This is a genomic window from Microbacterium trichothecenolyticum (assembly GCF_030818955.1).
GTDB classification, from domain to species: Bacteria; Actinomycetota; Actinomycetes; order Actinomycetales; family Microbacteriaceae; genus Microbacterium; species Microbacterium trichothecenolyticum_B.
Window position 1 is genome coordinate 552,612 of record NZ_JAUTBF010000001.1, and the last position, 14,177, is coordinate 566,788.

The 14,177-nt window shown below is 70.1% G+C and carries 17 protein-coding genes; 15 read left to right on the top strand and 2 right to left on the bottom strand.

The genetic code is table 11. The annotated features are described in order from the left end of the window. Positions 1 to 33: 33 nt before the first annotated feature. The 6 genes from QE412_RS02610 to QE412_RS02635 all read left to right on the top strand — a co-directional run bounded on the left by QE412_RS02610 (position 34) and on the right by QE412_RS02635 (position 5,324). The gene (locus tag QE412_RS02610; protein ID WP_295840058.1) at positions 34 to 357 is read left to right on the top strand and encodes a DUF2469 family protein; all 324 of its coding nucleotides are present in this window, start codon (positions 34 to 36) and stop codon (positions 355 to 357) included. 92 nt (positions 358 to 449) lie between these two features. Further along, positions 450 to 812, top strand: coding sequence for a YraN family protein (locus QE412_RS02615; protein ID WP_307479796.1), 363 nt, complete (start codon positions 450 to 452; stop codon positions 810 to 812). Beyond that, positions 809 to 2,332 (top strand): YifB family Mg chelatase-like AAA ATPase, encoded by a 1,524-nt coding sequence (locus QE412_RS02620; RefSeq protein WP_307479798.1) that lies wholly within the window; start codon positions 809 to 811, stop codon positions 2,330 to 2,332. The genes QE412_RS02615 and QE412_RS02620 overlap by 4 nt, the downstream gene beginning before the upstream one ends. Further along, positions 2,329 to 3,480 (top strand): DNA-processing protein DprA, encoded by a 1,152-nt coding sequence (gene dprA, locus QE412_RS02625; RefSeq protein WP_307479801.1) that lies wholly within the window; start codon positions 2,329 to 2,331, stop codon positions 3,478 to 3,480. The genes QE412_RS02620 and dprA overlap by 4 nt, the downstream gene beginning before the upstream one ends. 118 nt (positions 3,481 to 3,598) lie before the next feature. Then, on the top strand, positions 3,599 to 4,504 hold the full coding sequence (locus QE412_RS02630; RefSeq protein ID WP_307479804.1) for a tyrosine recombinase XerC: 906 nt from the start codon (positions 3,599 to 3,601) through the stop codon (positions 4,502 to 4,504). 211 nt (positions 4,505 to 4,715) lie between these two features. Further along, positions 4,716 to 5,324, top strand: coding sequence for a hypothetical protein (locus QE412_RS02635; RefSeq protein WP_307479806.1), 609 nt, complete (start codon positions 4,716 to 4,718; stop codon positions 5,322 to 5,324). A 92-nt stretch (positions 5,325 to 5,416) separates the two neighbouring features. On the opposite strand, the gene QE412_RS02640 is transcribed toward QE412_RS02635, so the two are convergent. Then, positions 5,417 to 5,896 (bottom strand): murein hydrolase activator EnvC family protein, encoded by a 480-nt coding sequence (locus QE412_RS02640; protein WP_307479808.1) that lies wholly within the window; start codon positions 5,894 to 5,896, stop codon positions 5,417 to 5,419. 314 nt (positions 5,897 to 6,210) lie between these two features. Between QE412_RS02640 and rpsB the strand changes: the two genes are divergently transcribed. From rpsB to QE412_RS02685, 9 genes are all read left to right on the top strand, one after another. Then, on the top strand, positions 6,211 to 7,104 hold the full coding sequence (gene rpsB / locus QE412_RS02645; protein ID WP_307479811.1) for a 30S ribosomal protein S2: 894 nt from the start codon (positions 6,211 to 6,213) through the stop codon (positions 7,102 to 7,104). A 141-nt stretch (positions 7,105 to 7,245) separates the two neighbouring features. Continuing rightward, positions 7,246 to 8,073: a translation elongation factor Ts gene (gene tsf / locus QE412_RS02650; protein ID WP_307479813.1), complete on the top strand. Its 828-nt coding sequence runs from the start codon at positions 7,246 to 7,248 to the stop codon at positions 8,071 to 8,073. A 152-nt stretch (positions 8,074 to 8,225) separates the two neighbouring features. Beyond that, the gene (pyrH, locus tag QE412_RS02655; protein WP_307479818.1) at positions 8,226 to 8,945 is read left to right on the top strand and encodes a UMP kinase; all 720 of its coding nucleotides are present in this window, start codon (positions 8,226 to 8,228) and stop codon (positions 8,943 to 8,945) included. A gap of 75 nt (positions 8,946 to 9,020) precedes the next feature. Continuing rightward, the gene (gene frr / locus QE412_RS02660; RefSeq protein WP_307479821.1) at positions 9,021 to 9,575 is read left to right on the top strand and encodes a ribosome recycling factor; all 555 of its coding nucleotides are present in this window, start codon (positions 9,021 to 9,023) and stop codon (positions 9,573 to 9,575) included. Between the two features lie 4 nt (positions 9,576 to 9,579). After that, positions 9,580 to 10,629 (top strand): phosphatidate cytidylyltransferase, encoded by a 1,050-nt coding sequence (locus QE412_RS02665; RefSeq protein WP_307479824.1) that lies wholly within the window; start codon positions 9,580 to 9,582, stop codon positions 10,627 to 10,629. Further along, positions 10,626 to 11,201, top strand: a complete 576-nt coding sequence (locus QE412_RS02670; protein WP_307479827.1) for a DivIVA domain-containing protein — start codon at positions 10,626 to 10,628, stop codon at positions 11,199 to 11,201. The genes QE412_RS02665 and QE412_RS02670 overlap by 4 nt, the downstream gene beginning before the upstream one ends. Positions 11,202 to 11,250: 49 nt before the next feature. Next, positions 11,251 to 11,958 carry a transglycosylase SLT domain-containing protein gene (locus QE412_RS02675; protein ID WP_307479830.1) on the top strand — a complete coding sequence of 236 codons (708 nt, stop codon included), beginning with the start codon at positions 11,251 to 11,253 and terminating at the stop codon, positions 11,956 to 11,958. A gap of 9 nt (positions 11,959 to 11,967) precedes the next feature. Then, the gene (locus QE412_RS02680; RefSeq protein ID WP_307479832.1) at positions 11,968 to 12,255 is read left to right on the top strand and encodes a hypothetical protein; all 288 of its coding nucleotides are present in this window, start codon (positions 11,968 to 11,970) and stop codon (positions 12,253 to 12,255) included. Continuing rightward, on the top strand, positions 12,255 to 12,977 hold the full coding sequence (locus QE412_RS02685) for an alpha/beta hydrolase (RefSeq protein WP_307479835.1): 723 nt from the start codon (positions 12,255 to 12,257) through the stop codon (positions 12,975 to 12,977). The genes QE412_RS02680 and QE412_RS02685 overlap by 1 nt, the downstream gene beginning before the upstream one ends. Positions 12,978 to 12,979: 2 nt before the next feature. On the opposite strand, the gene QE412_RS02690 is transcribed toward QE412_RS02685, so the two are convergent. Then, positions 12,980 to 14,053, bottom strand: a complete 1,074-nt coding sequence (locus QE412_RS02690) for an AI-2E family transporter (protein WP_307486986.1) — start codon at positions 14,051 to 14,053, stop codon at positions 12,980 to 12,982. Positions 14,054 to 14,177 lie beyond the last annotated feature (124 nt).

Genomic DNA, 14,177 nt, shown 5'->3' on the forward strand with positions numbered 1-14,177 from the left:
TACCCCGCGATGCCCGCCTAGGATGGAGAGACCATGGATGACGACGTCTTCGAGGACTACGACCGCGAACTCGAACTGGCCCTGTACCGCGAGTACCGCGATGTCGTGCGCCAGTTCACCTACGTGATCGAGACCGAGCGCCGGTTCTATCTGGCCAACGACGTCAACGTCGTGCGCCGCGACACCGAGCACGACTTCTACTTCGAGATCTCGATGACCGACGTGTGGGTGTGGGACATCTACCGCGCCGACCGGTTCGTGAAGTCGGTCCGCGTGCTGACCTTCAAAGACGTCAACGTCGAGGAGCTCTCGCGCCACGACTTCCAGCTTCCCGACGAGCTCTCGCTCGACAGCTGAGGCTCCTCCCCAGGGAGCATTCTCGTCGAGCTCTCCACGGATGAGCGGCTCCCGTCCCCGTCACCGACGATCCGGATGCCACGCTCTCGGGCATGGCAGCGAAAGACGACCTCGGCAGAGCCGGAGAAGAGCGCGCCGTCGCCTTCTTGATCGGCGACGGGTACCGGATCATCGCACGCAACTGGCGATGTCCCCAGGGCGAGATCGACATCGTCGCGGAGCGCGACGGCACGATCGTCGTGGTCGAGGTCAAAACTCGCCGCAGTGACGAGTACGGGCATCCGTTCGAGGCGATCGACCGGCGCAAGGCCGCGAGACTCTGGCGCGTGGCGATGGCTTTCCTCGCACAGCATCGCGACCTGGTGCGGGGGCTCCAGCTCCGCATCGACGCGATCGCCGTGATCGGCGCCGACCCCGCGACGGGCCGACTCGAGCACCTCGAGGACGCGCTGTGACCGTCGCGCGCACGTGGTCGGTAGCGCTGTCGGGGCTGCGCGGAGACCTCGTCGAGGTGGAAGCCGACGTGTCGTCGCAGACGCCCGAGTTCGCCATCATCGGTCTCCCCGACAAGGCCCTCGGCGAGGCGGGACGACGCGTGCGCAACGCCTGCGCGAACCGCGGTCTCGACCTGCCGAAGCGGCGCATCACCGTCAATCTCTCCCCGGCGAGCCTTCCGAAGCGGGGCTCGGGCTTCGACGTGGCCATCGCGATCGCCGCTCTCGCAACCAGCGGCCGGATGGATGCCGATCGTATCGCCCGCACCGTGCACGTGGGCGAGCTGGGGCTCGACGGGCGGCTCCGGCCCGTGCCGGGGGTGCTCCCCGCGGTCGTCGCCGCGCGCGGAGCGGGGCACACGCGCGTGGTCGTGCCCGCCGCGAACGCCGCCGAGGCGGCCCTCGTCGAGGGAGTCGAGGTCTTCGCGGGAGCATGTCTGGCGGAAGTGGTGCGCTGGCACGGGGGAGTGTGCGACGCAGCGCCGCTCGCGCCTGTGCAGGGCGCGATCGTCGACGAACCCGATGACGTGCCCCTGGAGCTCTCCGACGTCGTCGGCCAGGCCGACGCGGTGGACGCGCTGGTGGTGGCTGCCGCGGGTGGCCACCATCTGCTGATGAGCGGACCGCCCGGTGCGGGCAAGACGATGCTCGCGCGACGGCTGCCCGGCATCCTGCCTCCGCTGGACGACGAAGCGTCCCTCTCGGTGGCGTCGGTGCGCTCCTTGGCGGGCGAGACGGTGACGCGGCTGTCGCGTACGCCGCCGTTCGAGAGCCCCCATCACGGAGCTTCGGCGGCGGCGCTCATCGGCGGCGGCTCCGGGGTCATCCGCCCCGGCGCGATCGCCCGCGCCAGTGAGGGCGTGCTGTTCCTCGACGAAGGGGGCGAGTTCCCCGCCGCGGTGCTCGATGCCCTTCGCCAGCCCCTCGAAAGCGGCGTGATCCAGGTGCACCGGTCGGGCGTCGCCGCGACATACCCGGCCCGGTTCCAACTCGTCGTCGCGACGAACCCCTGCCCGTGCGGCCAGTACGGCGTTCCGGGCGGGGCGTGCGAGTGCGCGCCCCAGGCGATCCGTCGTTACACGCGGCGTCTCTCCGGTCCCTTGCTGGACCGGATCGACATCGACGTTCGTCTGCAGCGTGTGTCTGCCGCGCGACGAGAGGGCGGCTCGCGGCCGGTCACCACGGGACGAGCGCGTGAGACGGTCGCCGAGGCGCGAGCGCGCGCCGCGCGGCGGTGGGCCGGCACGCCCTGGCATCGCAACGCCGATGTACCGGGAACCTGGCTGCGCGGCCCCGCCGCACCCTCGACAGAGGTGCTGCGCCCCCTCGACGCGGCGTTGCGCCGGGGAGCGCTCACCCTGCGCGGCTACGACCGGCTCCTGCGCGTGGCGTGGACGGTGGCCGATATCGCCGGGCACGACACCCTTCTCGCCGACGATGTGGGGCGCGCGCTGTACCTGCGCCGAGGAACGGCATCGTGAACCTGCCCGATCTGACGGCGGCGTCCACTCGTCGGGCGCTCGCGGGAATGCGGGGCGACGAGACGCGCACGGGTGATGCCTATGCGCGAGCGATCTGGAGCGTCCTGGTCGAGCCGGGCGACGGCGTCGCGGGCGCGCTCATCCAGCGGCACGGCGCCGAAGACGCCCTGCGCGTCGCGCTCACCGCATCGGGGGAGACCCTGTCGGAAGCTCGCGCACGATGGCTGCCGCGGATGCGGCCGGTCCTCATCTCCGCGGCGCTGGAGGCGGCTCGACGCGCCGGAGCCGCCCTCGTCGTCCCGGGCGACGACGACTGGCCCGCCCGTCTCGACGACTTGGGCGAGCACGCGCCGATCGCCCTCTGGCGCCGTGGCCGCACCTCGCGCAACGACGCCCCGGTCGTGGCGCTGGTGGGGGCACGCGCATCGACCGCGTACGGGGAGGGAGTCGCAGCCGATCTGGCGGCCGACCTGGCATCCGAGGGGGTGACCGTCGTATCCGGCGCCGCGTATGGGATCGATGGAGCGGCGCATCGCGCAGCGCTGAGCGTCGGGGGAGCCACGAGCGCCTTCCTCGCGGGAGGAGTGGACCGGTCCTATCCGCGCGGCCATGAGGGACTCCTCGCGCGCATTGCCGAATCGGGCGGCGTCTGGAGCGAGACGCCGTGCGGCGCAGCGCCGACGAAGTGGCGCTTCCTGTCGCGTAACCGTTTGATCGCCGCGACGGCCGACGTGGTCGTCGTGGTCGAGGCGGGATGGCGCAGCGGGTCGCTCAACACCGCGGCCCACGCGGCGACGCTCGGGCGAGCACTGGGTGCCGTGCCGGGACCGGTGACGAGCGCAGCATCGGCTGGGTGTCACCGCGTCCTGCGGGAGTACGACGGCGTGTGCATCACCTCCGCCGGCGATGTGCGCGAGATGCTCGGAGCCGGTTCCGGCGGGGGAGGGACAGAGGACTCTCGCACCGACGACACGACCCGGGTCGTCGACGCCCTTTCCGCGCGCACCGCGAGGACCACCGCGGAGGTCGCGCGTCGAAGCGGGGTCGCGTCGACGCAGGCGGCCGTCCTACTGGGTTTCGCCGAGCTCGACGGCCGGGCGTTCCGCGATGACGACGGGCAGTGGCTGCTCCGGCGCCAGGGAACATGAGTGCCCCGGGATGACGCGGGTCCCGTGCGGGGCGCGTGTGCCGGGTTTCCGGCGCGCGAACATCGCCGACGTGCGCGTGGCGTCGCGATCGGGGGACGTTCGGAGGCAGGGTGGGAAGGTGAACGTGTCCCAGGCCGTTGACGGGTACCTCCGCCACCTCTCCGAGGTGAGGCGCCTGTCGTCCGCGACCGTGCGCGCCTACCGGTCCGATTTGACCGACCTCATCCGCGCGACCGGTGATCCGCCCCTGGCGGCGCTCGCGATCGACGACCTCCGCGAGTGGCAGTGGCAGGCTCAGGCTGCAGGTCTGTCCAAGGCGACGGCCGCTCGACGAACCTCCGCGGTGAAGGGGCTCTTCGGCTGGGCCCGCGACGAGAGCGTCGTGGACGTGGACCCCACCACGCGGTTGATCTCGCCCAAGCGCGGTCGAACCCTTCCCACCGTCGCCACATCGGCCGCGCTGTCCGCCGTGCTCGCCGATGCGTCCGACTGCGCTCGGGGCGGGGACCCCGTCGCCCTGCGCGACCACGCCCTCCTCGAGACGCTCTACGGGTCGGGCGCGCGTGTGTCGGAGATCTGCGGTCTCGACATCGACGACGTCGATCACGACCGTCGGACGCTGCGTCTGCTCGGCAAGGGCGCGAAAGAACGCGTGGTGCCGTACGGCATTCCCGCGGCCCATGCCCTCGACGCGTACCTCGTGCGAGGGCGCCCCGCGCTCCTGGCGCGGGGCGACGGCCGAGCGGGACGGGCGGTGTTCCTCGGCGTGCAGGGGGGGCGGCTCGGGCCCCGTGCCGTACACGCCCTCGTCTCGCGAACCGTGGCCCCGGTCGTCGGCGCCGACGCCCTGGGCCCGCACGCACTCCGCCACTCGGCGGCGACGCACCTGCTCGACGGGGGTGCGGATCTGCGGGCGGTGCAGGAGATCCTCGGGCACGCCAGTCTCGGAACCACCCAGGTCTACACCCATGTGTCGGGCGAACGCCTGCGGGAGGCCTACCGTCTCGCCCACCCCCGGGCCTGAACCACGACCCCTGACCCGGGAACAGTCACCCTCGAGCCCGACCCTCGAGCCCGACCCTCGAGCCCGACCCTCGAGCCCGACCCGCGAGCTCTGACGCGCGAGCGCGGTGCGCCATCGTGCGCCCGAGAACTTCTTTCTCCCTCGATCCGTCCTTCTTCCCCTCGCGCTCCCCCCTGGTGTTCCGGCCGATGCCGGCCGTACCGTGACCAGGGTGATGAATCGTCGCGTTCCCCTTCTGCTGGGTGCCATCGTGCTCGTCGCTGTGCTGAGTGCGTGCGGACTCGGTCCTCGGCCCGTCGAGACGAGGCTGCCGCCCGCGGCGACGCGGACGTCTGAGTCGCCCGCTGTCACCGTGCCGTCGCCGACGGTGGTCACGATCTCACCCGCCCCTCCCGTGAGCGTCCCGGATTCGACACCGTCGGCAGATGCGGGAGCGGTATCGTGCGGCGACGGAGGGTCTCAGAGCGTCGCCGGTGGTGAGCAGACCGTCCGCGTGGTCGGGACGTGCGCCGAACTGAGCGTGTCGGGCTCGGCGCTGACCGTGCAGGCGGGGGCGGCGTCGATCGGAACATTGCGCGTTGCCGGTGATCGGGTGACGGTGGTCGCCGCGGCGATCGATTCCGTGGTCGTCCAGGGCAACGATGGCGCCATCAGCTCGGGTGGCACCATCGGGAGTGTCGATCTCAGCGGAGACCGCACGAAGATCACTGCGCGCGGCGTCGTCTCGTCGGTGGTGATCCGTGGGCAGGACAACGTCATCGAGGCGGGCGGCGGAGTAGGGCACACGACGGTCGAGGGCCGCGGGAACCAGATCGGCTGACGCCGCCGCGACCGCGACGCCTCGTCCGCCGGGTGGCGGACCACGGGGTCCGCAGCAGCCGCGCAGTCGCCGCGACCGAGCGACGCGAGCGTTCAGCAGCACGGCAGCAGCACGGCGCGGGGAACCCCGCCGAGTAGGCGGAGCGGGTTGATGTACTCGCCGTCGAGACGAACGCCGAAGTGCAGCGAGTGCGCGCCGGTGTGTCCCTCCGGCGAGACATGACCGACGACGGCGCCCCGGGCGACGACGTCACCGCTCGACAGCTCGGTGGCCAGGGGTTCGAGGGTCGAGACGAGGCCGTTGCCGTGGTCGATCGTCACGACCGATCTGCCCGCGACCGAGCCCGCGAACGCGATGCGTCCGTCCGCGGGGGCGCGGACGAGGTCGTCGACTGCGAGGTCGATGCCGCGATGGCCGGGCCCGTAAAGATGCGCGGGGGCCTCGTACGGGCGGAGGAGCTGCACGGTGTCGACCGGCCACCTCCAGCCCGCATCGGCGAGCGAGTGGGGCGGGCCGGTGAGGGCGAGAATCACGGCGAGCGCGAGGGAGGGGCGAGAGAGAACGACGGGCATGCCGCAAGCCTGACGAGTCCGTCGTCGCCGCGGAGCTCGGATGTCGTGGTCGGGGGAGCGTGCACGCCGCGCATGCGGTGGGGAGGAGTGGTCCTGTATGCTGGTCATCGCATCCCGCATGTCGGGATGACTCCGCGTGCCCAGAGCGCAACGCTCCGTCCCTCGGGTCGGCGCATCGCGCGGCATCCACACCCCCTGGTCCTCCGCTTCGGCGGATGGCGGGTGTGCGCCGGGCACCAGGCTCGTCAGGCGAACCGTCTGGCGCGAACAACCACAACCACGGCGCGAAAGCGCCCAGAAACAGGAGTACGACCATGGCCGTCGTCACCATCCGCCAGCTGCTCGACAGCGGCGTTCACTTCGGACACCAGACCCGCCGGTGGAACCCGAAAGTCAAGCGCTTCATTCTCACCGAGCGCAGCGGCATCCACATCATCGACCTGCAGCAGTCGCTCGGCTACATCGACAAGGCGTACGAGTTCGTCAAGGAGACCGTCGCGCACGGCGGCACCATCCTCTTCGTCGGCACCAAGAAGCAGGCGCAGGAAGTCCTCGCCGAGCAGGCGACCCGCGTGGGCCAGCCCTACGTCAACCAGCGCTGGCTCGGTGGCCTCCTCACCAACTTCCAGACGGTGTCCAAGCGCCTCGCCCGCATGAAGGAGCTCGAGGAGCTCGACTACGAGAACCCGGCCGAGAGCGGCTTCACCAAGAAGGAGCTGCTGCTGAAGAAGCGCGAGCTCGACAAGCTGCACAAGTCGCTCGGTGGTATCCGCAACCTGCAGAAGACCCCCTCGGCGATCTGGGTCGTCGACGCCAAGCGCGAGCACCTCGCGGTCGACGAGGCCAAGAAGCTCGGCATCCCCGTGATCGGCATCCTCGACACCAACGCCGACCCCGACGAGTTCCAGTACCCGATCCCCGGCAACGACGACGCGATCCGCTCGGTGAGCCTGCTCACGCGCATCATCGCCGACGCCGCCGCCGAGGGCCTGATCCAGCGTCACCAGCCCGCGGGCGAGGCCGAGGCCGCCGAGCCGCTGGCCGAGTGGGAGCGCGAGCTGCTCGAGACGGGCGCCGAGACCACCGAGGCTGCGACCGAGTCGACCGCAGACGCCGCCGGTGCCGAGGCACACGACGAGGCCGTCGCCGCCGCGTCGGGCGAGACCGCGACCGAGGTCGCCGACGCCGAGGCCGCCGACAGCAAGTAAGCCGCGAGGCCGCCGCGTCACCGCGGCGCCACCCGCACAGGCTACGATCCGGCGGGGTCGTGCCCGCCTCCTCCGCGGAGGACGGCGACACGGCCCCGCCGGGCTCACATTCAGAACCACACGACAAGGAGACGCCACACCATGGCAAACTTCACGATCGCCGACATCAAGGCGCTGCGCGAGCAGCTCGGCACCGGCATGGTCGACACCAAGAAGGCGCTCGAAGAGGCTGACGGCGACGTCGAGAAGGCCGTCGAGATCCTGCGCCTCAAGGGCGCCAAGGGCAACGCCAAGCGCGCCGACCGCTCCACCAGCGAGGGCCTCGTGGTCGCTCGCGAGAACGACGGCTCCGTGACGCTTCTCGAGCTCGCCTGCGAGACCGACTTCGTCGCCAAGAACGAGCGCTTCATCGCTCTCGCCGAGAAGGTCGTCGACGCCGCTGCCGCCGCCGGTGCCGACTCCGTCGAGGCCGCCCTTTCCGCCGACGCCGGTGGCCAGAGCGTCGAGCAGCTCATCTCCGACGAAGCCGCCATCATCGGCGAGAAGGTCGAACTGCGTCGCGTGCGCACCATCTCGGGCGAGAAGTTCGAGGTCTACCTGCACAAGACCAGCAAGGACCTGCCCCCGCAGGTCGGCGTGGTGCTCGCCTACACCGGTGACGACGCCGAGACCGCTCGCTCCATCGCGCAGCACATCTCGTTCGCCAACCCCTCGTACCTCACCCGCGACGCCGTGCCCGAGGCCGACGTCGAGAAGGAGCGCGAGATCGTCACCGAGATCTCCCGCAACGAGGGCAAGCCCGAGGCTGCCCTGCCGAAGATCGTCGAGGGCCGCGTCAACGCCTTCTTCAAGCAGGTCGCCCTGCTCGACCAGGACTACGCGAAGGACAACAAGCTGTCCGTCGCCAAGGTCGCGTCCGACGCCGGTCTCACCCTGACCGACTTCGCCCGCTTCAAGGTCGGCGCGTAAGCAATCGTGAAAGGCCCGGGATGCCAAGGCATCCCGGGCCTTTTCCCTGCCCACCGACCCCGCCTGTCGGTGCTGCCCGCGCCGCCGGTGCACGGCCGTATCGCTGGCGGGGAGGGGCGGGATAGTTTGTTCAGAACGAGAGGACACCACACGTGATCGATGAAGCCACCAAGCGCCGCCGCGTCCTGTTGAAGTTGTCGGGGGAGGCGTTCGGAGGAGGCCAACTCGGCGTGAACCCCGACGTCGTCAGCCAGATCGCCCGTGAGATCGCCGAGGCGGTGGATCGCGTCGAGATCGCGATCGTCGTGGGCGGCGGGAATTTCTTCCGCGGGGCCGAGCTGAGCCAGCGGGGAATGGACCGGGGGCGTGCCGACTACATGGGCATGCTGGGCACGGTCATGAACTCCCTGGCCCTGCAGGACTTCCTCGAGCAGGCCGGTGCGGCCACGCGCGTGCAGTCCGCCATCTCGATGACCCAGGTCGCCGAGCCCTACATTCCGCGCCGCGCCGTGCGCCACCTCGAAAAGGGCCGCGTCGTCATCTTCGGGGCGGGTGCGGGCCTGCCGTACTTCTCGACCGACACCGTCGCTGCGCAGCGGGCTCTCGAAATCGGCGCCACCGAGGTGCTCGTGGCCAAGAACGGCGTCGACGGCGTCTACACGGCCGACCCGCGCGTGGATCCGACGGCGACCAAGTTGGACCACCTCACCTATAACGACGCTCTGCAGAAGGGGCTGAAGGTGGTGGATTCCACCGCGTTCAGCCTGTGCATGGACAACGGCATCGACATGCGCGTGTTCGGGATGGAGCCGGCCGGCAACGTCACCCAGGCGCTGCTCGGCGAGACGATGGGCACCCTCGTCACCGCGTGACGCGCCGTGCGGGCCCGGGGAGCCGGGCCCGCACGCGGCTAGACTGAGACGTCAGTTCCAACGAATGGAGTCACCGTGATCGCCGATGTCCTCGCCGATGCCGGAGCGCGCATGGATCGCGCCGTGGAGGCCGCCAAGGAGGACTTCGCGACCGTCCGCACCGGGCGCGCGAACCCCCAGATGTTCCAGAAGGTCCTCGTCGACTATTACGGTTCGCCCACCCCTCTGGCCCAGCTCGCGTCGCTGAACAACCCCGAGGCACGCACGCTCGTCATCAACCCCTACGACAAGTCCGCGTTGAAGGCCATCGAGCAGGCCATCCGCGACATGCCGAACCTCGGCGTCAACCCGACGAACGACGGCACGATCGTGCGTGTGACCATGCCGGAGCTCACGCAGGACCGCCGCAAGGAGTACGTCAAGATCGTGCGCGGTAAGGGCGAAGACGCCAAGGTGCAGGTGCGCAACCTGCGCCGCAAGGCCAAGGACGACCTCGACGCTCTGAAGAGCGAGGTCGGCGAAGACGAACTGGTACGCGCCGAGAAAGAGCTCGACGTCGTCACGCGCACGCACGTCGACCTGATCGACGAGGCACTCAAGCGCAAAGAGGCCGAGCTCCTCGAGGTCTGAGTCGATGACCGATGCCCCCGAGACCGGCGATGCCGAACCGGTCGCACCCAGCGGTTCGCGCCGTGGCGATGCGGCGCGCCGGTCGCCGGTCACCGGCGAGGGCGTGACGGCCATCGAATCGCAGCTGCGCGCCATGCGCACGGATGCCGAGCAGCACATCGCCCAGGCGAGGGCGGAGTTCGATCAGGCCAACGAGCGATTGAAGCAGCGCACCGGTCGTGACCTCATCGTCGCCACGCTCATCGGCGTCGGTATCGGTGTCGTCGTGATCGCGTCGCTGGTCTTCGTCAAGTGGCTCTTCGTGCTGTTCGCCGCCGGCGCCATGGTGTTGGGCGTGCTGGAGCTGTCGCGCGCCCTGCAGGTGGCCGGCCGCAAGGTCGATGTCGTTCCGCAGCTGGTGATGGGGTTCCTGCTGTTGCTCAGCGGGTTCTTCCTCGGTGCGTGGGTGCACTGGGCCGCGTCGCTCGTCGCCGTCGCCGTCGTCGTGATCTGGCGCCTCACGGCGCAGCTGTTCGCGGCCGACGGACGCGCACCCATCGAGGTCATCGGTGATGTCCTCGTCGGGGGCTTCGTGCAGGTGTACGTGCCCTTCCTGACCAGCGTCGCGTTGATCCTGCTGGCCCAGCCGCGCGGCGAGTGGTGGGTGCTGGCGTTCCTGATCCTCGCGGTGGCGGCCGACACCGGCGCGTACGTGTCGGGATTGACGTTCGGCCGGGGCGGACGGCATCCGATGGCACCCCGCATCAGCCCCAAGAAGACCTGGGAGGGGTTCGCGGGAGCATGTGTGGCGGCCCTCGTCGCCGGAGGACTCCTCGCGGTCTTCATGCTGCAGGTGCCGTGGTGGGCAGGTCTGATCTTCGGCGCCGTGGTGCTTGCGACGGCCACGGTGGGCGATCTCGGCGAGTCGATGGTCAAGCGCGATCTCGGCATCAAAGACATGAGCTCGTGGTTGCCCGGCCACGGCGGTGTTCTCGACCGCCTCGACTCCATCCTGCCGTCGGCCACGGCCGCCCTCGTGATGTTCTACCTTCTCGCCCCGTTGGGAGTGTCATGACCGAGACCCCGATCCATGATCGTGTGAGCGCCACGCCGTTTCCCGCGGCGTCCGGCCGTTCGAAGGGATACGAGAAGCGCGCTGTCGACGCGTTCCTCGCGCAGGCCCGCGAGGCGTTCGAGGCCGATGACGCCGGTGTGCTGCGATCGTCCGAAGTGCGGGCCGCGGCCTTCCCGCTCGTGCGCGGTGGATATGCCGTCGCGCCCGTCGACGCGGCGCTCGGGCGCGTCGAAGACGCCTTCGCCGCGCGCGAGCGCGAGTACGCGCTCTCGCGATTGGGGGCGCGGGCATGGGTCGCCGAAACCCGCGACACCGCCCAGGTCGTGCTCGACCGGCTCGGCCGTCCGCGCGGCCACCGCTTCGATCGGGTGGGACTCCTGCACTACGGCTATCGGGTCGACGAGGTCGACATCGTGGCCGATCGCGTGTCGCGTTACCTCGCCGCCGGCGACCCGGTGACTCCCGAGCAGGTGCGCGCGGTGGCCTTCCGCATGCAGCGCGGGGGCTACCGCGAGACGCAGGTCGATGCCGTGCTCGACGCGGTCATCGAGGTCATGCTCGCTGTCGGATGACCCGCACGCGTGGCACGGCCCGGTGCGCATCGGTAGACTCGTCGACACTGTGACTGCCGGTTCTGAGCTCTCGCGCGCAACGTCGTCCCGCGCCGCCCGTCGGGGCGGCACCTCGCTCGACGTCGTTCCCCCCGTGCTGCCGCGTCGTTCCGCGCCGCGATGGTCGCGCCGCCGTGGTGTGGTCGGCGTGTTCGCCGGGTGCGCCGTCGTGCTGTTCGCGGGCGCGTACGTCGGCCCGATGGGGGCTGCGCTGACGCCCGCGCAGGCCAAGGAGCCTCGCACGGTGACTCTCTACGCCGAGGGACTCGACGACACGCAGGCGGTCTCGACGACCGGTGAGAAGCAGGTCCCCGTGCTGGATCGCTCGAGCTACAACGTGTACGTCAAACCCAAGCCGACCCCCACCCCCACGCCGACGCGTTCGTCGGACTCCTCGGGTTCCTCGGCCGTCGACTCGGGTCCCCTGTACTACTCGGGAGGCGGAGCCCCGGGCGAATGGATGGCGGCGGCGGGAATCTCCGACGCCGACATGGGATACGTCGACTACATCGTCAGCCGCGAGAGCGGGTGGAACCCGAACGCGACGAACCGGTCGTCAGGGGCGTGCGGTCTCGTCCAAGCGCTGCCGTGCAGCAAGGTGCCCGGCAACGGCTACGACCCCGTCGACAACCTGCGTTGGGCCACCGGCTACGCCACGGGCCGATACGGCAGCTGGGCCGGCGCCTACGCGTTTTGGACCAGTAACCACTGGTGGTGAGCGGCATCCATGCCCCGCTCCCGTAAGCGTCGCCCCGATCCCGATCGCGGCAATGCCTCACTCGACCGCCTGATCGCCGGGTGGAGGCGCAGCGAGGTCAAGCGCGGCGTCGAGTACACCGTGCAGCCCCTGTCCGCGGCGCAGGCGCAGAAGGATTACCTGTGCCCGGGTTGCGGCCGCACCGTCGCCGCCGGCACGGCTCACCTCGTCGTGTGGCGGGCCGACGGTGTTCTGGGTGACGCCGCCGACCTGGCCGCTCGACGGCACTGGCACACCCACTGTTGGAGGATCGCCTGATGGAGATTCGCGGACCCGTCCTGCTGCCCGCGCGGCGCGAAGACATCGAGCTGCGCACGGTCGATGAGCTCACGCTCGTCGGCGAGCTGGCTCTTCCTCTAGAGCGCGAGCCCGTCGCCACGCTCGTGACGCTGCATCCGCTGCCGACCGCCGGCGGGTTCATGGACTCGCACATTCTGCGCAAGGCCGCGGGCCGCCTCCCGGCCCTCGCCGATCTGGCGGTGCTCCGATTCAACACGCGCGGCACGACGTCGCCGCGCGGTACGAGTGAGGGCGCTTTCGACGGGGGAGCGAACGAGGCGTTCGACGTCGCCGCGGCGGTCGACTTCGTGCGCGAGCGTGGCCTTCCCCGGCCGTGGCTGGTCGGGTGGTCGTTCGGCACGGAACTCGCCCTCAAGTACGGCCGCGACCACGACATCGAAGGCGTCATCCTGCTCTCGCCCCCGTTGCACCGCGCGACGGCCGACGATGTGGCCGCCTGGGCGGCGGACGAGCGCCGCATGGTGGTGCTCGTCCCGGAGTTCGACGACTACCTCCGCCCCGAAGAGGCACGTGAGCGCTTCGCGTCGGTCGCGCATGCCACCCTCATCGCGGTCGACGGAGGCAAGCACCTGTGGGTGGGCGAGACGCAGACACGACGTGTTCTGACCGAGATCGTTGCGGCGGTGAACCCCGACGCGTTGCCTCTGCCCACCGAGTGGGATGGCGACCTCGCGGGCTGATGTCAGCGCTCGTTCTGCCGCGGGATGATCACTTCGCGGTAGATGATGAGGATGCTCGCCGCCACCGGGATGGCGATGAGGGCCCCCAGCAGGTTCAGCAGCGCGCCGCCGGCGAGAGCCGAGATGACGACGACGGAGCCGGGCACCGAGACCGCGCGGTTCATGATGCGCGGCGAGATGACGTACGCCTCGATCTGCATGTACACGAGGTAGTAGATCAGGGCGATCAGCGCGATCGTGGGCGAGCCCAGGCCCGGGATCAGGCACAGGAGCACGATGATCGTCGAACCGGTCAGCGTACCCACCAGCGGGATGAGCGAGAAGAAGAACGCGATCACGGCGAGCACCGCCGGGAAGGGCGCGTTGATGATCGACAGGAAGATCGCACTCAGCACGCCGTTGATCACGCCGAGGCTCACCTGCCCCATGACGTAGTACCCGACGGAGTCGGTGATCTTCTCGGCCAGCTCGATGAAACGTGCGCGTTTCGAGGCGGGTACGAGCTGATACACGGCTGATTTGAGCGAGGGCGTGGATGCCGTGAAGTAGATCGTGAGGATGAGCACGATGAACGCGCCGCCCACGCCGGCCGCCACCGCGCCGCCGATGGTGAGGAGGCTGTTGCCGACCATGGTCGATATCGAGCCGACGTCGAGCGTGCTCACCCACTGCTGTACGCCCGCCCAGACCTCGTCGAGGCGGAGCCACGGGAGTGTCTCGGACACCCAGGTCTGCACCTGGACGACGACTTCGTTCCAGCGTGCGGGCTGGAGCAGTTGCTCGACCTGGACGACGAGCTGTGTGATCTGGCCGACGATGATCGGGACGACCATGACGATGATTCCCGCGAAGACGCCGAGCACGGCGAGGATGGTGATGAGCACGGCCGCCCACCGGGGGAGACCTCGCTTCTCGAGGAACGAGACAACGGGGTCGAGCCCCAGCGAGAGGAAGAGCGCCGTGCCGACGTACAGCAGGATCGTGGAGAGGTTCTGGACGCTGCCGATCAGCAGCAGTCCGACGCCGACTCCGAGGGTTGCCAGGAGTGCGACCTGGAAGGGGTTATGGATCTTCATGCCGAGCGACTCCCACCTCACACGGGCACGACGGCGCCCCGTGTGGTCAGGATACTGACGCCCGGCGGCGGCGGTGCGCATGACGTGCCTCGCCGCGAACTTTCAGCCGCCCTCGGCTAGTCTG